This window comes from Streptomyces sp. RPA4-2, assembly GCF_012273515.2.
Taxonomy (GTDB): Bacteria; Actinomycetota; Actinomycetes; order Streptomycetales; family Streptomycetaceae; genus Streptomyces; species Streptomyces kaempferi.
In genome coordinates, this window is sequence record NZ_CP050975.2 from 3,452,999 (window position 1) to 3,475,090 (window position 22,092).

The 22,092-nt window shown below is 71.0% G+C and carries 16 protein-coding genes; 6 read left to right on the top strand and 10 right to left on the bottom strand.

From position 1 onward, the window contains the following. Window positions 1–2 precede the first annotated feature (2 nt). Window positions 3–1,412 (bottom strand): APC family permease, encoded by a 1,410-nt coding sequence (locus tag HEP85_RS14990; RefSeq protein ID WP_168528208.1) that lies wholly within the window; start codon window positions 1,410–1,412, stop codon window positions 3–5. A 120-nt stretch (window positions 1,413–1,532) separates the two neighbouring features. Here HEP85_RS14990 and HEP85_RS14995 point away from each other — a divergent pair, with 120 nt between their 5' ends. After that, window positions 1,533–1,850 carry a hypothetical protein gene (locus tag HEP85_RS14995; RefSeq protein WP_168524947.1) on the top strand — a complete coding sequence of 106 codons (318 nt, stop codon included), beginning with the start codon at window positions 1,533–1,535 and terminating at the stop codon, window positions 1,848–1,850. 61 nt (window positions 1,851–1,911) lie between these two features. Here the strand turns inward: HEP85_RS14995 and mmsA are convergent, their stop codons facing one another. From mmsA to iolC, 5 genes are all read right to left on the bottom strand, one after another. Further along, entirely contained in the window at window positions 1,912–3,423 is a 1,512-nt protein-coding gene (gene mmsA / locus HEP85_RS15000; RefSeq protein WP_168528209.1) for a CoA-acylating methylmalonate-semialdehyde dehydrogenase, read from the bottom strand. 14 nt (window positions 3,424–3,437) lie between these two features. Then, window positions 3,438–5,339 carry a 3D-(3,5/4)-trihydroxycyclohexane-1,2-dione acylhydrolase (decyclizing) gene (gene iolD, locus HEP85_RS15005; RefSeq protein ID WP_248001937.1) on the bottom strand — a complete coding sequence of 634 codons (1,902 nt, stop codon included), beginning with the start codon at window positions 5,337–5,339 and terminating at the stop codon, window positions 3,438–3,440. Window positions 5,340–5,347: 8 nt separating this feature from the next. Continuing rightward, a complete protein-coding gene (gene iolB / locus HEP85_RS15010; RefSeq protein ID WP_168528211.1) occupies window positions 5,348–6,172 on the bottom strand; it encodes a 5-deoxy-glucuronate isomerase in 825 nt (274 codons plus the stop codon). Between the two features lie 7 nt (window positions 6,173–6,179). After that, the gene (locus HEP85_RS15015; RefSeq protein ID WP_369658119.1) at window positions 6,180–7,031 is read right to left on the bottom strand and encodes a deoxyribose-phosphate aldolase; all 852 of its coding nucleotides are present in this window, start codon (window positions 7,029–7,031) and stop codon (window positions 6,180–6,182) included. A 281-nt stretch (window positions 7,032–7,312) separates the two neighbouring features. Next, complete coding sequence (gene iolC, locus HEP85_RS15020; RefSeq protein ID WP_168528212.1) at window positions 7,313–8,263, bottom strand: 5-dehydro-2-deoxygluconokinase; 951 nt, start codon at window positions 8,261–8,263, stop codon at window positions 7,313–7,315. Window positions 8,264–8,386: 123 nt separating this feature from the next. Between iolC and HEP85_RS15025 the strand changes: the two genes are divergently transcribed. Together HEP85_RS15025 and HEP85_RS15030 are read left to right on the top strand one after the other, a co-directional pair. Beyond that, on the top strand, window positions 8,387–9,316 hold the full coding sequence (locus HEP85_RS15025; protein WP_168528213.1) for a sugar phosphate isomerase/epimerase: 930 nt from the start codon (window positions 8,387–8,389) through the stop codon (window positions 9,314–9,316). 338 nt (window positions 9,317–9,654) lie between these two features. Further along, complete coding sequence (locus tag HEP85_RS15030) at window positions 9,655–9,855, top strand: AlpA family transcriptional regulator (RefSeq protein WP_148009823.1); 201 nt, start codon at window positions 9,655–9,657, stop codon at window positions 9,853–9,855. Window positions 9,856–10,127: 272 nt separating this feature from the next. On the opposite strand, the gene HEP85_RS15035 is transcribed toward HEP85_RS15030, so the two are convergent. Both HEP85_RS15035 and HEP85_RS15040 read right to left on the bottom strand, forming a co-directional pair. After that, window positions 10,128–11,162, bottom strand: a complete 1,035-nt coding sequence (locus HEP85_RS15035; protein ID WP_168528214.1) for a zinc-dependent alcohol dehydrogenase family protein — start codon at window positions 11,160–11,162, stop codon at window positions 10,128–10,130. A 42-nt stretch (window positions 11,163–11,204) separates the two neighbouring features. After that, the gene (locus HEP85_RS15040) at window positions 11,205–13,397 is read right to left on the bottom strand and encodes an MMPL family transporter (RefSeq protein WP_248001938.1); all 2,193 of its coding nucleotides are present in this window, start codon (window positions 13,395–13,397) and stop codon (window positions 11,205–11,207) included. A 543-nt stretch (window positions 13,398–13,940) separates the two neighbouring features. On the opposite strand from HEP85_RS15040, the gene HEP85_RS15045 reads away from it, so the two are divergent. The 3 genes from HEP85_RS15045 (at window position 13,941) to HEP85_RS15055 (ending at window position 17,546) form a co-directional block, all read left to right on the top strand. Further along, entirely contained in the window at window positions 13,941–14,540 is a 600-nt protein-coding gene (locus HEP85_RS15045) for a TetR family transcriptional regulator (RefSeq protein WP_248002483.1), read from the top strand. 371 nt (window positions 14,541–14,911) lie between these two features. Next, window positions 14,912–15,151, top strand: a complete 240-nt coding sequence (locus tag HEP85_RS15050; protein WP_168528216.1) for a heavy-metal-associated domain-containing protein — start codon at window positions 14,912–14,914, stop codon at window positions 15,149–15,151. Between the two features lie 106 nt (window positions 15,152–15,257). Continuing rightward, a complete protein-coding gene (locus tag HEP85_RS15055; RefSeq protein WP_168528217.1) occupies window positions 15,258–17,546 on the top strand; it encodes a cation-translocating P-type ATPase in 2,289 nt (762 codons plus the stop codon). Window positions 17,547–18,119: 573 nt separating this feature from the next. Here the strand turns inward: HEP85_RS15055 and HEP85_RS15060 are convergent. Further along, window positions 18,120–19,409, bottom strand: coding sequence for a citrate synthase (locus tag HEP85_RS15060; RefSeq protein ID WP_168528218.1), 1,290 nt, complete (start codon window positions 19,407–19,409; stop codon window positions 18,120–18,122). A gap of 264 nt (window positions 19,410–19,673) precedes the next feature. After that, window positions 19,674–21,962: an ATP-dependent RecD-like DNA helicase gene (locus tag HEP85_RS15065; protein WP_329287969.1), complete on the bottom strand. Its 2,289-nt coding sequence runs from the start codon at window positions 21,960–21,962 to the stop codon at window positions 19,674–19,676. Between the last annotated feature and the right edge of the window lie 130 nt (window positions 21,963–22,092).

Here is a 22,092-nt window from a genome sequence, read left to right on the forward strand (position 1 = left end):
GGTCAGGCCTGCGCGTCCTCGGGGATCGACACCAGCCAGCGGGTCTCGCGGCGCGGTCGCAGGTAGAAGGCCCAGTAGAGGGTGGCGACGGCCGTGATGCCGCCGGTCCACACGAGGTAGACCGTCTCCTGCTGACTGAGGATGTAGGCGAGGACGGCGATCAGCAGGACGGGCACGGCGGGCCACAGCGGCATGCGCCAGGCGGGGGTGTGGGCGTGGCTGCCGCGCCGGGCGAGCAGCGCGGCGACCGCGACGAGCAGGTACATGGCCGTCACGGACACGCCCGTGACGCCGTACAGCGTGTCCAGGTTGACGAAGCAGAGGGCGGCGCCCGGCACGCCGACGAGGAGGGTGGCGACCCACGGGGAGCCGAAGCGGCCGAGCCGGGAGAGGCCCTTGTTGACCGGTCCGGGCCAGGCCTTGTCGCGGGCGGAGGCGAACAGCACCCGGGAGTTCTGGATGACCATGACGATGCCCGCGTTGATGATCGCGAGGGCGACGCAGAGGCTGACGAAGGTGCCGACGGCGGAGTTGGACCAGGCGGTGACCATGGTGCTGATGTCGCCGCCGGTGAGGGCCGAGAGGTCCGGGGCGCCCATGGTGATCGCGACGACCGGGACCAGGATGATCACGGACGAGATCGCGAGGGTGGCCAGGACCGTACGGGCCACGTTGCGGCGCGGGTTCTCCAGTTCCTCGGAGAGGTAGACCGCGGTCGAGAAGCCCTGGGTGATGAAGAGGGCGATGGCGAGTCCGGAGACCACCAGCATGGCCGTCACGGTGTCCGTGTGGCCGCCGGAGCCCGCGACCTGCATCGAGACGAGGCTGCCGGCGCCGCGCTGGCTGTGCGCGAAGCCCAGGACGGCCACCACGGCCGCCGCGATGACCTCCAGGACCAGGAAGACACCGGTGATCCAGGCGTTGGCCCGCAGGTCGAGCAGGCCCGCGAGGGTGGCCAGGAGCATCACGCCCGCACCGGCCAGCGACGCGTTGAGGTGCACGATCGGTGCCAGGTAGTCCGCGGTGCCCATCGCGATCACCGGCGGCACGATCATGACGACGAGCAGGGAGAGCACGAAGACCAGCCAGCCCGCGAGCCGGCCGGCCAGCGTGGAGACCATGGCGTACTCGCCGCCCGCGCTGGGGATGAGGGTGCCGAGTTCCGAGTAGCAGAACGCCACGGCGATACAGAGCAGCGAGCCGATCGCGATGGTGAGCGCGGTCGCGGTGCCGAGGGACGAGAACAGGTCGGGCACGACCACGAAGAGCGTGGAGGCGGGTGTCACGCAGGAGAGCGTGAGCAGGGTGCCTCCGACGATGCCGATGGAGCGCTTGAGCTTCTGGGGGCTGTCGGAGGCCGTGGAGGCGGTGTCCGGGGCAGCGGTCTCGACAGGGCGGAGCGTGTCGGTCATGGAGCGGTTCCGATCGACTCGTGCGTCAGGTGGTTCGGGCGGGAGCGCTATCGCCTCCGGCGGCTCGTGTCGTACGTCTCGTCGTCCGCTCCCGCGTTGATGGAACCTTGACGGAAACCGTTGCGTCAATGGCCGTTTACCTTCGGAATTCGCAGTAGCGGAGCGGCGCACACCGCATCGCTTTCCCAGGCCTTGCCACCTTTCCGTGCCAATCATCAATACCCACTGGAGTGTGACCTTGCTTTCAAAGGTCATGTCACCAATCTGCCTGCGGTACCCGTTTCATCACCGCATGGCGAGAACCGCAGTCGAGGCATCGAAATTGACCAGGATTGGTCCGCACTCCGGGAAGTGATCGGCACCATGACGGTCACCATGGACTTCGAGAAGTTCGGCGCCGCCGCCGATGTGAAGGCCCCGCCCGCCACGCGGCAGTAGGCCGGACACGACGGTGCCCCGCCCCTCGTGCGAGGAGCGGGGCACCGGTGGCCGTAGGGCCTCAGTGGTTGCGCGGGAAGCCCAGGTCGACGCCGGAGGGCGCCTCCGACGGGTCCGGCCAGCGGGTCGTGACGACCTTGCCGCGGGTGTAGAAGCGCGTGCCGTCGTTGCCGTAGACGTGGTGGTCCCCGAAGAGGGAGTCCTTCCAGCCGCCGAAGGAGTGGTAGCCGACGGGCACCGGGATCGGCACGTTCACGCCGACCATGCCCGCCTCGATCTCCAGCTGGAACCGGCGGGCCGCGCCGCCGTCCCGGGTGAAGATCGCGGTGCCGTTGCCGAACGGCGAGGCGTTGATGAGGGCGACGCCCTCCTCGTACGTCTCCACGCGCAGCACGCACAGCACCGGGCCGAAGATCTCGTCCCGGTACGCGTCCGCGGTCGTGGGCACCTTGTCGAGCAGCGAGAGGCCGATCCAGTGGCCGTCCTCGTGGCCCTCCACGGTGTAGCCGGTCCCGTCGAGGACGACCTCCGAGCCCTGCGCGGCCGCGCCGTGGACGTAGGACGCCACCTTGTCGCGGTGCGCCGCCGTGATCAGCGGGCCCATCTCGGAGGCCGGGTCGTCGCCGGGACCGATCTTGATCTTCTCGGCGCGCTCGCGGATCTTGGCGACCAGCTCGTCGCCGATCGCGCCCACCGCGACGACCGCGGAGATCGCCATGCAGCGCTCACCGGCCGAGCCGTACGCGGCCGAGACCGCGGCGTCGGCGGCCGCGTCCAGGTCGGCGTCCGGCAGGACCAGCATGTGGTTCTTTGCGCCGCCCAGGGCCTGGACACGCTTGTGGTGCGCGGCGGCGGTGGTGTGGATGTAGCGGGCGATCGGCGTCGAGCCGACGAAGGACACGGCGGCTACGTCCGGGTGCTCCAGGAGCCGGTCCACGGCCACCTTGTCACCGTGCACGACGTTGAAGACACCGTCGGGCAGGCCGGCCTCGGCCAGCAGCTCGGCGAGCTTCATGGCGGCCGACGGGTCCTTCTCGGACGGCTTCAGCACGAAGGTGTTGCCGCACGCGATGGCGATCGGGAACATCCACATCGGCACCATGGCCGGGAAGTTGAACGGCGTGATGCCCGCGACGACGCCCAGCGGCTGCCGGATGGAGGCCACGTCGACCCGGGAGGCCACCTCCGTCGACAGCTCGCCCTTCAGCTGCACGGTGATCCCGCACGCCAGGTCGACGATCTCCAGGCCGCGCGCGACCTCACCGAGTGCGTCCGAGTGCACCTTGCCGTGCTCGGCGGTGATCAGCTCGGCGATCGCGTCCCGGTTGGCGTCCAGCAGCGCCCGGAACTTGAAGAGGATCGTGGTCCGCTTCGCCAGCGAGGACTGGCCCCAGGTCGCGTAGGCGTCCTTCGCCGCGGCGACCGCGGCGTCCACCTCGTCCACGGTCGCGAAGGCGACCCGCGTGGTCACGGCGCCGGTCGCCGGATCGGTGACCGGCCCGTACGTACCCGACTCGCCCGCGGCGTTTGCGACGGGCTTGCCACCGATCCAGTGGTCGACGGTCTTCGTCATGGCCAAGAACTCCTTCACAGATGGCGGCGTCGGGCGGCGACGTGCCGGTCGTACTCCTCACGCGCCTTGACCGCCGACACTCGGGTCGCGGTCTCGGCCACGGGTACATCCCACCAGGCTTGGGCCGGGGGCGCGCCCGACACTGTGTCTGCCGTTCTGGTCTCCACGTAGACACAAGTGGGAGTGTCCGCGGCGCGCGCCTCGGCCAGGGCCGAGCGCAGGTCACGGACGGTCTTCGCACGCAGCACCCGCATGCCGAGGCTGGCCGCGTTGGCGGCGAGATCGACGGGCAGCGGGGCTCCCGTGTACGTACCGTCCTCGGAGCGGAAGCGGTACGCGGTGCCGTACCGCTCGCCGCCCACGGACTCGGAGAGGCCGCCGATCGAGGCGTAGCCGTGATTCTGCAGGATGAGGACCTTGATCGCGACGCCCTCCTGCACGGCGGTGACGATCTCGGTCGGCATCATCAGATACGTGCCGTCGCCGACCAGCGCCCACACGGGGCGGTCGGGTGCCGCGAGCCGGACGCCGATCGCGGCCGGGATCTCGTAGCCCATGCACGAGTAGCCGTACTCGACGTGGTACTGGTCACGCGACCGCGCCCGCCACAGTTTGTGCAGGTCACCGGGGAGCGAACCGGCCGCGTTGATCAGGATGTCGTCGTCGGTGACCAGCTCGTCGAGGACGCCGAGGACCTGCGGCTGGGTGGGCCGAAGGTCGATGTCCTCGGCCTCGAACGCCGCGTCGACCCGGTACTCCCAGCGCTCCTTGTCGTCCGTGTACTCGGTGACGTACCCGGGCTCGGCACGGTGCTCGTGCAGCAGCAGCGCCTCGGTGAGGGCCTCGATCCCGGCCCGCGCGTCGGCGACCAGCGGTATCCCGGAGAGCTTGTGGCCGTCGTAGGGCGCGATGTTGACGTTCAGGAAGCGGACGCCCGGCGCGGTGAAAAGCGTGCCGGAGGCGGTGGTGAAGTCGGTGTAGCGGGTGCCGACGCCGATCACCAGGTCGGCCGTGCGGGCGAGCTCGTCGGCGGTCGCGGTGCCCGTGTGGCCGATGCCGCCCACGTCCTGCGGGTGGTCCCAGCGCAGCGAGCCCTTGCCCGCCTGGGTGGAGGCGACCGGGATCCTGGTGGACGCGGCGAGTTCCGCGAGCGCCTCCTCGGCACGGCTGTGGTGCACGCCGCCGCCCGCGACGATCAGCGGGCGCCGGGCCGCGCGGACCGCCGTGACGGCGGCGGCCAGCTCGGCCGCGTCGGCCGCCGGGCGCCGCACCGTCCAGGTCCGCTCCGCGAAGAACTCCACCGGCCAGTCGTACGCCTCCGCCTGCACGTCCTGCGGCAGCGCGAGCGTGACGGCGCCGGTCTCGACCGGGTCGCTGAGCACGCGCATGGCCTGCAGGGCGGCCGGGATCAGCGCTTCGGGGCGGGTCACCCGGTCGAAGTACCTGGACACCGGGCGCAGACAGTCGTTGACCGACACATCGCCCGCGTACGGGAGTTCGAGCTGCTGGAGCACCGGGTCCGCGGGGCGGGTCGCGAAGGTGTCACCGGGCAGGAGGAGCACCGGGAGGTGGTTGACCGTCGCGAGCGCGGCGCCCGTGACAAGATTGGTCGCGCCGGGACCGATGGACGTGGTCACGGCGTGCGCCGACAGCCGATTGCTCTGCCGTGCGTAGCCGACCGCGGCATGGACCATCGACTGCTCGTTGCGGCCCTGGAGGTACGGCATCTCGTCCGGGTACTCGACGAGCGCCTGGCCGATCCCGGCGACGTTGCCGTGGCCGAAGATGCCCCAGGTGGCGCCGATCAGCCGCTGCCGCTCGCCGTCCCGCTCCGTGTACTGCGCGGCCAGGAACCGCACCAGCGCCTGTGCGACCGTCAGCCTGGTCGTCGTCGGCGCCTCTGACGTCTTCGTCATCGGATCCGTCATCGGTAGCCCTCTGTGCTTTCTACGTGTCCCGGGTGGAAGCAGATCCGCCATTCCCTCTCCTCGCCCGGCCCGGCCATCACGTTCAGGTAGTACATCGTGTGGCCGGGCTGGGCGACGGACGGACCGTGCCAGCCGTCGGGGACGAGCACGGCATCGCCGGTGCGGACCTCGGCGAGGACGTCGGTTCCGCCCTCACGCGAAGGGAATACGCGCTGATAGCCGAATCCGTTCGGGCCGTCGATCTCGAAGTAGTAGATCTCCTCGAGCTCGCTCTCCTCGCCCGGCCGGTGCTCGTCGTGCTTGTGCGGCGGATACGAGGACCAGTGGCCGCCGGGGGTGATGACCTCGACGGCGATGAGCTTGTCGCAGTCGAAGGCGTCGGCAGAGGCGAAGTTGCGCACCTGGCGGGCGCAGCTGCCGCTGCCGCGGTCTTCGACGGGAACCTCCGGCGCGGGGCCGTAGCGGGCGGGGAGTCGGCGCTCGCACTTCGCTCCTGCCAGGGCGAAGCGGCCTCCCGCGCCGGAGGCGATCTGTGCCCGGGCGTCTCGGGGCACGTACGCGAAGTCGGTTACCCCCGCGAACACGCTTTCCCGACCCAGGATTTGGAACTCTTCGTCCTCTGTGCGCACCGTACAGGCGCCGTTCAGCGGAAGCACGATCCACTCGCTGTCACCGGTGGTGAAGGTGTGCGTACCTCCCGGCTCCAGCTCCACCACGCGCAGGCTGCTGTGGGTCCAGCCGGCCCGCTCGGGGCTGATGTCGACGGCGTACGGCCCCCCGGCGGTGGCGCCCTTGGGGACGTACAGGTCGTTGCTCGTCATCGGATCCTCACAACAGTCCTACGGCGGTGTCCACCGCGGCGGTCACGTCGCCGTCGGCCGGGTACAGCAGCGAGCGGCCTACGACCAGGCCCTGCACGGTGGGGAGCTGGAGCGCGCCGCGCCACTTCTCGTACGCGCCCTCCTGGTCCTCGCCGACGTCGCCGCCGAGCAGTACGGCGGGCAGGGTGGAGGTCTCCATGACCCGGGCCATGTCGTCCGGGTTCTCGGTGACGGGGACCTTCAGCCAGGTGTACGCCGAGCTGCCGCCCAGGCCACTGGCGATGGCGATGGACTTGATCACGGCGTCGGCGCTCAGATCGTTGACCAGTTTCCCGTCCGCACGGCGACGGGAAAGGAACGGTTCCACGAAGACCGGGAGTTGACGCTCCGCCATCTCGTCTATCACGCGGGCGGTGGACTCCAGGGTGCGCAGCGAGCCCGGGTCGTCGTAGTCGATGCGCAGCAGCAGCTTGCCCGCGTCGAAGCCGAACCGCTCGATGTCCCGCGGGCGGTGGCCGGTGAAGCGGTCATCCAGCTCGAAGGAGGCTCCCGCCAGACCGCCGCGGTTCATCGAACCGAGGACCACCTTGTGGTCCAGGGCCCCGAGCAGCAGCAGGTCGTCGAGGATGTCCGCGGTGGCGAGCACGCCGTCGACGCCGGGGCGGGAGAGGGCGAGGCAGAGCCGCTCCAGCAGGTCGGCGCGGCTCGCCATGGCGAACTTGCGGTCGCCGACGGCGAGCGCCCCGCGGGCCGGATGGTCGGCGGCGACGATCATCAGCCGGCCGGAGTCGTCGAGGAGGGGCCGGCGCGGGCGGCGCGCGGCGGCCTCGGCGATGGCCTCCGGGTGGCGGGCACGCAGCTGGACGAGCGCGGCGACGTCGACGTTCCGGGGGCCCGCGTCGCTGGTGTGGCCCGCGTTGCTGGTGTGGCCGGCGCGCGGGGTGTGGCTGTCACGCTCGATGGGGCCGGTGGGGCCAGTACGTCCGGTGGGGCCGTCGGGCGTGTCGTGCGGGCCGCGCCCGGTGTCGCCGGCACGCCCGGTGTCGCCCGCGCGGCCGTCGTGCCCGTCGCGCCCGTCATGGCCGTCCTGATGTCCGTGAGCCGAGGGATCGCCGCCCTCGTGTCCCACGCGCCCCGCCCTCATCGGACCGCTCCCGCCACGAGCGCGTCCTCGACCTCTTCGGGGGTCGGCATCGCGGAGGAGCACTCCAGCCGGGAGGCGACGATGGCGCCCGCGGCGTTCGCGTGCCGCATGATCCGCTCCAGGTCCCAGCCGGACAGCAGGCCGTGGCAGAGGGAGCCGCCGAAGGCGTCACCGGCACCGAGTCCGTTGAGAACCGTCACCGGGAGGGGCGGGACCTCGGCGGACGTGCCGTCGCGGTGGACCGCCAGGACTCCCTTGGGTCCCTGCTTGACCACGGCGAGTTCGACACCGGCGTCGATGAGCGCGCGGGCGGCCGCGTGCGGTTCGCGCTCGCCGGTGGCGATCTCGACCTCGTCGAGGTTGCCGACGGCCACGGTGGCGTGACGCAGGGCCTCGGCGTAGAAGGGCCGCGCGGAGTCCGGGTCCTTCCAGAACATCGGACGCCAGTCGAGGTCGAAGACCGTCGTACCGGACCTGTCACGGTGGGCGAGCGCGGCGAGCGTCGCCGTGCGGCTGGGCTCCTCGCTCAGGCCGGTGCCCGTCATCCAGAAGATGCGCGCCTCACGGACGGCGCCCAGGTCGAGGTCGTGCGCGTCGAGCTCCAGATCCGGGGCCTTGGGCTGCCGGTAGAAGTACAGGGGGAAGTCGTCCGGCGGGAAGACCTCGCAGAACGTGACCGGTGTCGGCAGCCCGGCGACCGGGGTGACCCAGCGGTCGTCGACGCCGAAGTCGCGCAGCGCCTCGTGAAGGTAGGTGCCGAAGGGATCGTCGCCCGTGCGTGTGATCACCGCCGTGTCGCGCCCCAGCCGGGCCGCCGCCACCGCGACGTTCGTCGCCGAGCCGCCGAGGAACTTCCCGAAGGACGACACCCTCGCCAGCGGGACCCCCGTCTGCAACGGATACAGGTCCACACCGATCCGTCCCATGGTGATCAGGTCGTACGCCATCGAGTTCCCTTCGCTTCGGCCTCCCCAAGGTCTAGCTCTGAGCGGGACGCCCTGTCAACGGTTTGTCCAGACATTCGGACCAGGCCTTGACACCCTCACCGGGGCCGTCGGAAGCTGACGCCCATGACGTCGTTGTCACCGCAGACATCACCCCAGTCCTCACTGTCCCGCATCCGGATCGGTTCGGCTCCGGACTCCTGGGGCGTGTGGTTCCCCGACGACCCGCAACAGGTCCCCTGGCAGCGCTTCCTCGACGAGGTCTCCCAGTCCGGATACGAGTGGATCGAACTGGGCCCTTACGGCTATCTGCCGACCGACCCGGCCGTCCTCGGGGAGGAGACCGCGCGGCGCGGGCTCACCGTGTCGGCAGGCACCGTCTTCACCGGGCTGCACCGCGGGCCGGATGTGTGGGACGCCACCTGGGCGCACGTCTCCGACATCGCGGCGCTCACCCAGGCGATGGGCGCCGAGCACCTCGTCGTGATCCCGGCCTTCTGGCGGGACGACAAGACGGGCGAGGTGCTGGAGGACAGCACCCTCACGCCCGCGCAGTGGCGCGATCTGACCGCCCAGACCGAGCGGCTCGCCCATGAGGTGCGCGAGCGGTACGGGCTGCGGATCGTCGTCCACCCGCATGCCGACACGCACATCGACAGCGAGGAGAACGTCACCCGCTTCCTCGACTCGACCGACTCCTCGCTGGTGTCGCTGTGCCTCGACACCGGGCACTACGCCTACTGCGGCGGCGACAGCGTCAAGCTCATCGAGACGTACGGGGAGCGCATCGGGTACCTGCACCTCAAGCAGGTGGATCCGTCGATCCTGGCCGAGGTGCGGGCGAACGAGGTGCCGTTCGGGCCCGCCGTCGCCCGGGGCGTGATGTGCGAGCCGCCGTCCGGCGTGCCGGCGCTGGAGCCGGTGCTCGCCGCCGCGCAGAAGCTCGACATCGACCTTTTCGCGATCGTCGAGCAGGACATGTACCCGTGCCCGCCGGACAAGCCGCTGCCGATCGCCCAGCGGACCCGGGCGTTCCTGCGGTCGTGCGGGGCCTGACGGCCTCGGGGCATCCGCGGGGCACGTAGGCGGACGAGGATCCGGGGCCGGGGATAGGGCGGACGGCGGGCCGGGGCGCGGGGGCGACGAGTGCCCCCGCCGCGCCCGCACCCACTCGACGCTCCCTCCCATTGCGTCACCTGTGTCACAAATGCCACCTTCCTGTCACACATGTCCCGTGTACGCGGGTCTTGCGTCACACCCGGTCGACAAGCACTGCCCTGCGCTGACGCTGTGTCGTTCACCGGGCACAGGCTTTGTGATCACCAGCGCAGCGCCCGGCTCCCCCGACGGCCGCCCCCGGCCGCCGCCGCGGCGCGCGCAGGGAGGTGCCCCTCATGACCGACCGAAAGCTCTGGTCGTACAAGGAGATCGCGGCGCACATCAAGGTGCAGCCGGACACCGTGCGGTCGTATCGCAAACACGGGCTGCTGCCCCCTCCTGACCACGTGGAGAGCGGAAAGCCCTACTGGTACGCGGACACCGTCCGCGCCTGGGTCGCCTCCCGCCCGGGAAACCGCGGCCGCAGATCCGACTGACCCCATCCGTCGGCCCACGGCCCACGGTCCGCGCCTACGTCCCGTCCCGGCCCCCGGCACGGCCCTGCCTCACATCCCCGTCCACTGTCCCCGGCCTGTCCCGTCCCGCCCGGTCTCCACCGGACGGGGCGGGACACAAGAACCCGTTCCCCTCTCCCCCGCCATGCACGGCCCCGAATCCCGTTGCTCCTTGAACTCGTCATCCGAGACGCCGAGGGCGATCCTCGCCGACGAGTGGGCCGTCCATCGTGGTCGTCCCGCGGCGGACACGCTCAGCTCCAGGGCTCGATGACCGTCACCCCGGTCCCGGGCGCCGTCCCCATCGCGGCGAGGGCGGCCGGCGCGCCGTCCAGTGCCAGGGTGGAGGTGACCAGGAGGTCGGGCCGGAGGACACCGGCGCGCACCAGCTCCAGCATCCGCGGGTAGGCGTGCGCCTGCATCCCATGGCTGCCCAGCAGTTCCAGTTCGAGGCCGATCACCCGGGCCATCGGAACGGCGGGGGCCTCGGGCAGCAGACCGACCTGGACGTGACGCCCCCGGCGGCGCAGCCCGTTCACCGAGGCCGCGCAGGTGACCGGGGAGCCCAGCGCGTCGAGGGAGAGGTGGGCGCCGCCACCGGTCAGCTCACGCACCGCATGTGCCGTGTCCTCGGTGCGCGCGGCGTCCACGGTCTCCACCGCCCCGAACGTCCGCGCCAACTCCAGGGCCCGGGGCGAGAGGTCGACCGCCACGACCCGCGCCCCGGCCGCCGCCGCGATCATCACCGCCGAGAGGCCCACGCCCCCGCAGCCGTGCACCGCGACCCACTCCCCCGCGGTCACCCGGCCCTGCGCGACCACCGCGCGGAACGCCGTGGCGAACCGGCAGCCCAGCGACGCCGCCGTCGAGAAGGACATCCCGTCCGGCACCGCCACCAGGTTCACATCGGCCTGCTCCAGTGCCACGTACTGCGCGAAGGACCCCCAGTGCGTGAACCCCGGCTGGGTCTGCCGCTCGCACACCTGCTGGTCGCCCGCCGCGCAGGAGGGACAGCTCCCGCAGGCGCAGACGAACGGGACGGTGACCCGGTCGCCGGCGCGCCAGCCCATCACCCGCGCGCCCACCGCCTCGACGACTCCGGCGAGTTCGTGGCCCGGTACATGGGGCAGGGTGATGTCCGGGTCGTGGCCCATCCAGCCGTGCCAGTCGCTGCGGCACAGCCCGGTGGCCTCGACCCGCACCACCACTCCGTGGTCGGCGGGCGCCGGGTCCGCCACCTCACGGACCCCGGCCGGCTCCCCGTACCGCTCGAACACCACTGCCCGCATCCGTGCCACCCTCCGCCCGAAGATCACCTTCAGGGGTGAACGCTAGCCGCGCACCTCGGCCTTGTCCCGGTCCCGGTCGTCCGCCTCCTCGCTCGGAGTGCCGCGTTCGGCCTCCTTCGTGGCCGCCTGCTCCGGTGTCTCGCCCTCGCTGAGTCCGAACCGGTCGTGGAAGCGGCGCAGTGGCGCGGGCGCCCACCAGGTCGCGCGCCCGGTGAGGCGCATGACCGCCGGGACCAGCAGGCTGCGCACGACCATCGCGTCCATCAGGACGGCGAGCGCGATGCCCAGCCCCAGCATCTTCGTGTTGGTCACCCGCGAGGTGCCGATCGCGACCATCACCACCGCCAGGATGACCGCGGCCGCGGTGATCAGTCCGCCGGTGCGCTGGAGACCGAAGCGGACCGACTCCCGGTGGTCGCCCGTGCGGTCGTACTCCTCCTTCATACGGGAGAGGAGGAAGACGCCGTAGTCCATCGACAGGCCGAAGGCGACGCAGAACATCAGCACCGGGAGGGTCGTCTCGACCGATCCCGGGCTGGTGAAGCCGAGCAGGCCGGAGAGATGGCCGTCCTGGAAGACCCAGACCACCGCGCCGAACATCGCCGTCAGACTGAGCGCGTTGAGCAGCACCGCCTGGACCGGGATCAGCACACTGCCCGTGAGGAGGAAGACCAGCAGCAGCGTGACGATCGCGATGAACGCCGCCGCCCAGGGGAGCCGGTCGGCTATCGCGTGCTTGGAGTCGACCAGGACCGCCGCCGTGCCCGTCACCGCCGTGCCGAACGGGGCGTCCGTCGCCCGCAGTTCACGCACCAGGCGCTGGGCTCCGTCACCGACGGCCTCGCCCCTCGGCTGCACCGTGAAGTACGCGGCGTCGCCCTTCACCAGGGGCCCGTCCACTCGCAGCGCCCCGGGGAGAGCGGCGATGCGGCTCCTGTAGGCCGCGTACTGCGCCTCGGTGGCCCGGCCCTCCGCGAGGATCTCCAGTCCGCCGCCGGGGCTGCCCGGGAAGCCGTCCCGGATGTGCTGCTGGACGACGTGGGACACCGCGCCCGAGGGCAGCTGCCGGTCGTCCGCGGTGCCGAACTTCACGCCCAGGAAGGGCAGTCCGAGGACGACCAGCCCGACGGTGGTGGCCACCGCGAAGACCGGCGCCCTGCGCATGACGAGAGAGGCCATGCGCCCCCAGGCCGCGCCGTCGCCGGAGGTACGCGGCTCGCCGCGCCGGAACAGGCGCCGCAGATCGAGGGAGTTGACCCGGTGGCCGAGCAGCACCAGGGCCGCCGGGAGCAGGATCAGCGCGGACGCCGCGGCCAGCAGCACCACCGCGATGCCCGCGTAGGCGAAGGACCGCAGGAAGTACTGCGGGAAGAGCAGCATCGCGGCGAGCGACACGGCGACCGTGAGGGAGGAGAAGAGGACCGTGCGGCCCGCCGTGCGCAGGGTGGTGCCGACGGCGGTCACCGGCCCGGCACCGGTCGCCAGCTCCTCGCGGAACCGGCGGACGATGAACAGGGCGTAGTCGATCGCGAGGCCGAGTCCGAGGGCCGTGGTGAGGTTCATCGCGAAGACCGAGACGTCGGTGAACTCCGTGAGACCGCGCAGCACGGCGTTCGTCCCCAGGATCGCGACGATGCCGACGCCCAGCGGCAGCAGCGCGGCGATCGCGCTGCCGAAGACCATCACCAGCAGCACGAGGGTCACCGGCAGGGCGATGACCTCGGCCCGGGTCAGGTCCTCCCGGATGGTGGTCTGCATCTCGTGCTGCACGGCGACGGGGCCGCCGACCTTGATCTCGACCGGGCCGTGCGTGCCGCGGTAGGACGGCGCGAGACGGTCCAGGGTCTCGCTCGCCATCTTCTCGTCGCCCGTGATCCGCGCGGCGATCAGTGCCTCGTGGCCGTCCGCGGCGCGCAGCCCCGGGGCGCCCGACTCCCAGTACGAACCGACTCCCGTGACACCCGGCTCGGTGGCGAGCCGTGCCGCCAGCCGCTTCGCCTCGGCGGCCACCGAGGGAGCGTCGACCGCGGCACGCCCGGAGTCGACCAGGAGCAGCAGATTGGGCTGGGAGGCGGGGAACTCCCGCTCCAGCGCCTTCGTCGCGTACGTCGACTCGGCGGTCGGGTCCTGCCAGCCGCCGCTGCCCAGCCGGTCGGCGACCCCGCTGCCGGCGACCACCGCCAGGGCGGTGAGCAGCAGTGCGACGAGCAGGGACAGCCGGGGCCGCGCGGTCACGAACCGGGTCCAGCCGCCCACCCGTGGCCCGTCACCCGTCCGCGCGCTGCCACCCGTCCGCGCGCTGCCGCCCGGCCGAAGGGTGTCACCCGGCCGAGGACGGTGGCCCGCGAGCGCGGCCTCATCCGTCGGCGGGGCACCGTCCGCACCGTCTCCGCCTCGCGCGCCCCTCCCGCGCCCCGCACCCCTGCCCCGGTCCTGATCTGCGCTGTTGACTTCGGTCATCGCGCGGTGTCCCCTTCACCGTGACCCTGTGTCCGCGCGTCCACGTCCGTCCGTGCGCTCAGGCAGCATGGGTCGGTCATTGCCATAGAATCGACAAACACGAGAGATCGCTCGCGTTTCACCAGAATGCGAGCGACCGCTCGCGTTTGTCAAACACGTTCGGAGAGTTGGGGATAACTCGTGCCCGACAAGCCCGAGAAGCGGCGTACCGCCGACGCGCGGACCACCGACGCGCAGACCGCCGACGCGCGGACCCTCGGCGACCGGACCGCCGACGACGAGCGGCCCCGCCGGCGGCAGGCCCGCGGCGAACGCCGGATCGCCCAGCTGCTGGAGGCCGCGGCCTCCGTCTTCTGCACCACCGGCTACACCGCCGCCAGCACCAACGCGATCGCCCGGGAGGCCGGCGTCTCACCGGGCACGCTGTACCAGTTCTTCCCGAACAAGGAAGCCATCGCGATCGAACTGGGCGACCGGCTCATGCACGAGATGCGGGCCACCTACGGCGAGGCGCTCGGCCCGGTCGCCCCCGCGACCACACTGGAGGAGGCCGTCGGCGCCGCGGTCGACCGCTTCGTCGCCTTCAACTGCGACCACCCCGTCTTCTTCGCCCTGATGCACGGCCCCGACATCCCGGGCCGGATCGCCGAGGATCACGACGCGCTGCACCTGACCCTGATCTCCCGCGTCGAGGGACTGCTCTCCGCGTTCCTGCCCGACACGCCCGCCGCCGGCATCACACGCACGGCGCAGGTGTGCCTGGGCATCTACAAGGCGGGGCTCGAACTGATCCTCGCCAACGAGGGGGCCGAGCGGGCGGCCTACATCCAGGAGCTGAAGAACGTCCTGTTCCGCTACGTCGAACCACTGACGGACGGCAAGGCACTCACCCCCGACACCCTCGCCACCCAGCCCTGACCCGGGCCCCCGGCCCTCCGGAACACCCCCGACCGGTAGGCCGCGCACGCCCCCCGGTCGCCGGGTCGCGCCCGCCAACCGGGCGGACACGCAGAACACTGCGACATGGCAGTTCCCTGCCATAAGGTTCGGACAAATCGTCCGAGATCCCTCACCCTCCGAGATGCACCCCGCCCCCGGGACCCATCCGCGCCCGCCCGGACCCTCCTTGGAAAAATACCCCCTAGGGGTATAGTCTTGTGAACATCGAAGGGAACCCTGGAATCTCAGGACCCTTTCGGCCCACAGGCATCACGCCGCGACCCACCTCCGACACTCCGCCCACACTGCTCACCCCGCGACCCCGCACACGCCTCGACGAGGAGCACGCCATGACCACGCAGACCGACACCCAGGGTTCCATCACGGCCGTCTACCAGGTGACCGGCATGAGCTGCGGGCACTGCGAGGGCTCCGTCTCCGGTGAGATCTCCGCGATCGCCGGCGTCAGCTCGGTCCAGGCCGTGGCCGCGACGGGCGAGGTCACCGTGGTCTCCGTCGCGCCGCTCGACGAGACGGCCGTGCGTGCCGCGGTCGACGAGGCGGGCTTCGAGCTCGTCACCAAGGCCTGAGCGCACAGCCCAGTTCCGCCCAGTTCCACCTAGCTCTCCACACCGGGCCGTACCGACCAGCTGATACTGGCTCCGTACGGCCCGGCTCATTCCCTGGAGCCGGACCATGACCACCGCAGCACCCGAGTCACCCATAGCGAAGACGCCGCCGACCGCCTCCCCGACCGCCGCCGCCCCCGTCACCGCCGAAGTCGAACTCACGATCGGCGGAATGACCTGCGCCTCCTGCGCGGCCCGCGTCGAGAAGAAGCTCAACCGCATGGACGGCGTCACCGCCACGGTCAACTACGCGACGGAGAAGGCGAAGGTCTCGTACCCGGTGGGGGTACCCGTCGCCGACCTGATCGCCACCGTCGTGAAGACGGGATACACGGCCGAGGAACCCCCACCGCCACCGACCGGAACGCCGGAACCGGCCGCCGGCGCCGCCGAGGACCCCGAACTCGCCTCCCTGCGCGAGCGGCTCGTCGTCTCCGCCCTGCTCGCCCTCCCCGTCGTCCTGATGTCGATGGTCCCCGCGCTGCAGTTCGACAACTGGCAGTGGCTCTCACTGACGCTCGCCGCGCCCGTCGTCGTCTGGGGCGCCCTGCCGTTCCACCGGGCCGCGTTCACCAACGCGCGGCACGGCGCCGCCACCATGGACACGCTCGTCTCGGTGGGCACGCTCGCCGCGTTCGGCTGGTCCCTGTGGGCGCTGTTCTGGGGGCACGCGGGGATGCCCGGCATGCGGCACGGCTTCGAGTTCACCGTCTCCCGCACGGACGGATCGTCGACGATCTATCTCGAGGTCGCCGCGGGGGTCGTCGCGTTCATCCTGCTCGGCCGCTACCTGGAGGCCCGTTCCAAGCGGCGGGCGGGAGCGGCGCTGCGGGCGCTGATGGAACTGGGCGCCAGGGACGTGGCGGTGCTGCGGGACGGCCGCGAGGTGCGCGTCCCCGTCGAGCGGCTCACGGCCGGTGACCGTTTCGTCGTACGGCCCGGCGAGAAGATCGCCACGGACGGCACCGTCGTCGAGGGCGCCTCCGCGGTGGACGCCTCCATGCTGACGGGCGAGTCGGTGCCGGTCGACGTCACGGTGGGCTCGGTGGTGACGGGCGCGACCGTGAACGCCGGGGGCCGGCTCGTCGTCGAGGCGACCCGGGTCGGAGCCGACACCCAGCTCGCGCGGATGGCCCGGCTCGTCGAGGACGCGCAGAACGGCAAGGCCGAGGTGCAGCGGCTCGCCGACCGGATCTCGGGCATCTTCGTACCGGTGGTGCTGCTGATCGCACTCGGCACCTTCGCGGTCTGGCTCGGCGCCACCGGCGACACGGCCGCCGCCTTCACCGCGGCCGTCGCGGTGCTGATCATCGCCTGCCCGTGCGCGCTGGGCCTGGCCACCCCGACCGCCCTGATGGTCGGCACCGGCCGCGGCGCCCAGCTCGGCATCCTCATCCGGGGCCCCGAGGTCCTGGAGTCCACCCGCCGTGTCGACACCGTCGTCCTGGACAAGACCGGCACGGTGACGACCGGGCGGATGACGCTGCGCGAGGTGTACGTCACCGCGGGCGGCGACGAGAAGGAGCTCCTGCGGCTCGCAGGCGCCCTGGAACACGCCTCCGAGCATCCGGTGGCCCGCGCGATCGCTGCGGGCGCCCAGGAGCGGGCTGGAGCCCTTCCCGCGGTGCGGGACTTCGAGAGCACCCCCGGCCTGGGCGTGCGCGGGCGCGTGGAGGGTCACGACGTCCGGGTGGGGCGGCTCGATCAGGGATCGCTCCCGCAGGAGCTGGCCCGGGCGAAGGCCGGGGCCGAGGCGGACGGGCGGACGGCCGTCGTGGTCACCCGGGACGGGGAAGCGCTCGGCGTCCTGACCGTCGCCGACACGGTCAAGGAGACCAGCGCGCAGGCCGTGCGCGAACTGCGCGCCCTGGGGCTCACCCCCGTACTGCTGACCGGTGACAACCGGGCGGTCGCGGAGTCGGTGGCGCGCGCCGTGGGCATCGACCCCGGTGACGTGATCGCCGAGGTGCTGCCGCAGGACAAGGTCGACGTCGTCCGGCGGCTGCAGGCCGAGGGGCGGACCGTGGCAATGGTCGGCGACGGGGTGAACGACGCGGCGGCGCTCGCCACCGCCGACCTCGGCCTCGCGATGGGCACGGGCACGGACGCGGCGATCGAGGCGAGCGATCTGACGCTGGTCCGCGGGGATCTCCGGGTGGCGGCGGACGCGATCCGGCTGTCCCGCAGGACGCTGTCCACGATCCGGGGAAACCTGGTGTGGGCCTTCGCCTACAACGTGGCGGCGCTGCCGCTCGCCGCGGCCGGACTCCTCAATCCCATGATCGCGGGGGCCGCGATGGCCTTCTCGTCCGTGTTCGTGGTGACGAACAGCCTTCGACTCAGGACATTCTCATGACGACGGAGTAAGAGTCCCCCTAGAGTCCAACGGGAGCCTCACATAAGCTCTTCACAAGGCTCGCGCATCTTCCTTACGCTTGGCCCCCGATTCCCGTATCGGGGCTCTTGCGTATCTTCAGGACATACGCAAGAGACACAGATCACAGTGATGTGAACGTAACCAGCGAAGGGGTTCGTGAGTCTAAGTTGGCGATGCCAGAGACGTCTTGGGGGGCGTTTCTGACATCTGGGGATGTCTTGGGGGACGTTCCCGGAACTGCGTTGCCGGGGCACGTACAGCGGGGAGCTTTGAGCGGCCCTCCCGTCGGTACGGGTCCCGGCAGATCGCACCGGAGCGCGTGCGGGAGCACGCGGTAGCACGAAGAGTTCTGCTCGTTTTGCTCGCAGCGATTCAGGCGCTGTCCACAGACGCCCGGCCGGATCCCGTGGGGGGAATCCGCACCGGGACAAGGAAAGCGCCCTGACTGCCGGCCCGTGGGGGGACCGGTAGCAGGGCGCTTTCCGTTTTGCTGGTTCTGTTCGGTTCGCTCGGTTTCGAACCCTTCGTACGGCTATGCCCGTACGAAGATGATCAGCGAGCCTCGACCGGCACGAAGTCGCGCTCGACGACACCCGTGTAGATCTGGCGCGGGCGGCCGATGCGGGAGCCGGGCTCCTTGATCATCTCGTGCCACTGGGCGATCCAGCCCGGGAGGCGGCCGAGGGCGAACAGGACCGTGAACATCTCGGTCGGGAAGCCCATGGCGCGGTAGATCAGACCCGTGTAGAAGTCCACGTTCGGGTAGAGGCTGCGCGAGACGAAGTAGTCGTCGGAGAGCGCGTGCTCCTCCAGCTTGAGGGCGATGTCCAGCAGCTCGTCGGACTTGCCGAGCGCCGAGAGGACATCGTGCGCCGCCGCCTTGATGATCTTCGCCCGGGGGTCGAAGTTCTTGTAGACGCGGTGCCCGAAGCCCATCAGGCGGACGCCGTCCTCCTTGTTCTTCACCTTGCGGATGAAGGAGTCGACGTCGCCGCCGGAGGCCTGGATGCCCTCGAGCATCTCCAGCACGGACTGGTTGGCGCCACCGTGCAGCGGACCCCAGAGGGCGGAGATGCCGGCGGAGATCGAGGCGAACATGTTCGCCTGCGAGGAGCCCACCAGGCGCACGGTGGAGGTCGAACAGTTCTGCTCGTGGTCCGCGTGCAGGATGAGCAGCTTGTCGAGCGCGGAGACGACGACCGGGTCGAGCTCGTACTCCTGGGCGGGGACCGAGAAGGTCATGCGCAGGAAGTTCTCGACGTACCCGAGGTCGTTGCGCGGGTAGACGAAGGGGTGGCCGATCGACTTCTTGTAGGCGTACGCCGCGATCGTCGGAAGCTTGGCCAGCAGGCGGATCGTCGAGAGGTGCCGCTGCTTCTCGTCGAACGGGTTGTGGCTGTCCTGGTAGAACGTCGACAGGGCGCTGACCACCGACGACAGCATCGCCATCGGGTGCGCGTCGCGCGGGAAGCCCTGGAAGAAGCGCTTGACGTCCTCGTGCAGCAGGGTGTGCTGCGTGATCTCGTTCTTGAAGGTGGAGAGCTCGTCCACGTTCGGCAGTTCGCCGTTGATCAGCAGCGAGGCCACCTCCAGGAAGGTGGAGCGCTCGGCCAGCTGCTCGATCGGGTAGCCGCGGTACCGGAGGATGCCCTGCTCACCGTCGAGATAGGTGATCGCGGATTTGTAGGCGGCGGTGTTGCCGTACCCGCTGTCCAGCGTCACCAGCCCGGTCTGGGCGCGGAGCTTCCCGATGTCGAAGCCCTTGTCGCCGACGCTGCTGTCGATCACCGGGTAGGTGTACTCGCCATCGCCGTACCGCAGTACTACAGAGTTGTCGCTCACGTCATCCCTCACCGACGTTGTGCCTCTTCTTCGAGGTGCCCTGACTGTCTCTACCATCCCCCATTTGGCCCTGGAGAGTGCACTCGGGGTCGACCATTGGGCCTATCGGCGGCACTGAGTGCCGCCAGCCTGCTCATCCTGCCCCCCTTCGCCCTGGTTCCGGAAGTGGTGTGTGACCTTTACGACTCCTTTGATCGATCATTTTTTTGGGACACCTGACCGAAGGGGCGAGACCGACCGTGCGCCGGGACCGGCCGGAGCGGGTCAGGGCCGGTGGGCCGGCTCCGGAGCGGGCGCGTGGGACAAGGGGCGGCCCCCGAGACGGAAGGACAGGGCCGTACAGCGCCGGCCGGCCGACACCGTGCGGACGGCCTGGCCGATCGCCTTGCGGGAGCCGACGAGGACGACCAGCTTCTTGGCCCGGGTGACCGCCGTGTAGAGGAGGTTGCGCTGGAGCATCATCCAGGCCCCCGTGGTGACCGGGATCACCACCGCGGGGTACTCGCTGCCCTGGGAACGGTGGATCGTCACCGCGTACGCGTGGGCCAGCTCGTCCAGTTCGTCGAAGTCGTACGGCACCTCCTCGTCCTCGTCCGTCAGCACCGTCAGACGCTGTTCGACCGGATCGAGCGAGGTCACGACGCCCACGGTGCCGTTGAAGACACCGTTCTCGCCCTTCTCGTAGTTGTTGCGGATCTGGGTGACCTTGTCGCCGACGCGGAAGACCCGGCCGCCGAAGCGCTTCTCGGCGAGCTCGGGGCGCGCGGGCGTGATCGCCTGCTGGAGCAGGCCGTTGAGGGTGCCCGCGCCGGCCGGCCCCCGGTGCATCGGCGCCAGCACCTGCACGTCACGGCGCGGGTCGAGCCCGAACTTGGCCGGAATCCGCCGTGCCACCACGTCCACCGTCAGCCGCCCGGTCTCCTCGGTGTCGTCCTCGACGAAGAGGAAGAAGTCCTTCAGGCCGTCGGTGACCGGGTGCTGCCCGGAGTTGATCCGGTGGGCGTTCGTCACCACCCCGGACTGCTGGGCCTGGCGGAAGATCCGGGTCAGCCGGACCGACGGGACGGGGCCGCCCTCGGCGAGCAGGTCCCGCAGGACCTCGCCCGCGCCCACGCTGGGGAGTTGGTCGACGTCTCCCACGAACAGGAGGTGGGCGCCCGGCGGCACCGCCTTGGCCAGCTTGTTGGCGAGCAGCAGGTCGAGCATGGAGGCCTCGTCCACGACCACCAGGTCGGCGTCCAGCGGCCGGTCCTTGTCGTACGCCGCGTCCCCGCCCGGCTTCAGCTCCAGCAGCCGGTGCACCGTCGAGGCCTCGGCCCCCGTCAGCTCGGCGAGCCGCTTGGCCGCGCGGCCCGTGGGCGCGGCGAGGACCACCTTCGCCCGCCTGGCGCGCGCCAGTTCCACGATCGAGCGGACCGTGAACGACTTGCCGCAGCCGGGGCCTCCGGTGAGCACGGCGACCTTCCTGGTCAGCGCCAGCCGCACGGCCTCCTCCTGCTCGGGCGCCAACTCCGCGCCCGTACGCCCCTCGAGCCAGGTCAGCGCCTTGTCCCAGGCCACGTCCCGGAAGCCGGGCATCCGGTCCTGGTCGGTGCGCAGCAGGCGCAACAGCTGTGCGGAGAGGGACAGTTCGGCGCGGTGGAAGGGCACCAGATAGACGGCCGTCACCGGCTCACCGCCGTCGGGACCGGGCACCTTCTCCCGTACGACACCGGGCTCCACGTCGCCCTCCGGGGGAGCCGCGAGTTCGGCCAGGCACTCGATGACCAGGCCCGTGTCCACCTGGAGGAGCTTCACCGCGTCCGCGATCAGCCGCTCCTCCGGGAGATAGCAGTGCCCCTGGTCGGTGGACTGCGAAAGGGCGTACTGGAGGCCCGCCTTGACGCGCTCCGGGCTGTCGTGCGGGATGCCGACGGACTGGGCGATCCGGTCGGCGGTGAGGAAGCCGATGCCCCAGACGTCGGCGGCGAGCCGGTAGGGCTGGTTCCTCACGACGGAGATCGATGCGTCGCCGTACTTCTTGTAGATGCGCACCGCGATCGACGTCGACACCTCGACGCTCTGGAGGAAGAGCATGACCTCCTTGATCGCCTTCTGCTCCTCCCAGGCGTCGGCGATCTTCTTCGTCCGCTTCGGGCCGAGGCCGGGGACCTCGATGAGCCGCTTCGGCTCCTCCTCGATGATCCGGAGCGTGTCCAGCCCGAAGTGCTGGGTGATGCGGTCGGCGAAGACCGGGCCGATGCCCTTGACCAGGCCGGAACCGAGGTAGCGGCGGATGCCCTGGACGGTGGCCGGGAGGACCGTCGTGTAGTTCTCCACCGTGAACTGCTTGCCGTACTGCTGGTGGGAGCCCCAGCGGCCCTCCATCCTGAGCGACTCGCCGACCTGCGCGCCGAGCAGCGCGCCGACGACGGTCAGCAGGTCCCCCGCGCCGCGGCCGGTGTCCACCCGCGCGACCGTGTAGCCGCTCTCCTCGTTCGCGTAGGTGATCCGCTCCAGCACGCCTTCGAGGACGGCCTGCTGCCGTGCCCCGGTCCCCTCCTGCTTGGACATGATCCGAAGGTACCCGCGGGGACCGACATCGCGGGCCCTGCCTGCTCGGGCGGCCCCGGCACGGGAGGCGCCCTCGCGGCGGGGTTTCATCACGATCCGGTCTCAGAGGGTCTTTGGACCCTTGCCCGAT

Bases quoted from the DNA above. Each gene is read 5' to 3' on its own strand.
- HEP85_RS15055 (WP_168528217.1), top strand. From the start codon at position 15,258: ATGACCACCGCAGCACCCGAGTCACCCATAGCGAAGACGCCGCCGACC.
- iolB (WP_168528211.1), bottom strand. From the start codon at position 6,172: ATGACGAGCAACGACCTGTACGTCCCCAAGGGCGCCACCGCCGGGGGG.
- HEP85_RS15065 (WP_329287969.1), bottom strand. From the start codon at position 21,962: ATGTCCAAGCAGGAGGGGACCGGGGCACGGCAGCAGGCCGTCCTCGAA.
- HEP85_RS14990 (WP_168528208.1), bottom strand. From the start codon at position 1,412: ATGACCGACACGCTCCGCCCTGTCGAGACCGCTGCCCCGGACACCGCC.
- mmsA (WP_168528209.1), bottom strand. From the start codon at position 3,423: ATGACGAAGACCGTCGACCACTGGATCGGTGGCAAGCCCGTCGCAAAC.
- HEP85_RS15050 (WP_168528216.1), top strand. From the start codon at position 14,912: ATGACCACGCAGACCGACACCCAGGGTTCCATCACGGCCGTCTACCAG.
- iolC (WP_168528212.1), bottom strand. From the start codon at position 8,263: ATGGCGTACGACCTGATCACCATGGGACGGATCGGTGTGGACCTGTAT.
- iolD (WP_248001937.1), bottom strand. From the start codon at position 5,339: ATGACGAAGACGTCAGAGGCGCCGACGACGACCAGGCTGACGGTCGCA.
- HEP85_RS15025 (WP_168528213.1), top strand. From the start codon at position 8,387: ATGACGTCGTTGTCACCGCAGACATCACCCCAGTCCTCACTGTCCCGC.
- HEP85_RS15035 (WP_168528214.1), bottom strand. From the start codon at position 11,162: ATGCGGGCAGTGGTGTTCGAGCGGTACGGGGAGCCGGCCGGGGTCCGT.
- HEP85_RS15030 (WP_148009823.1), top strand. From the start codon at position 9,655: ATGACCGACCGAAAGCTCTGGTCGTACAAGGAGATCGCGGCGCACATC.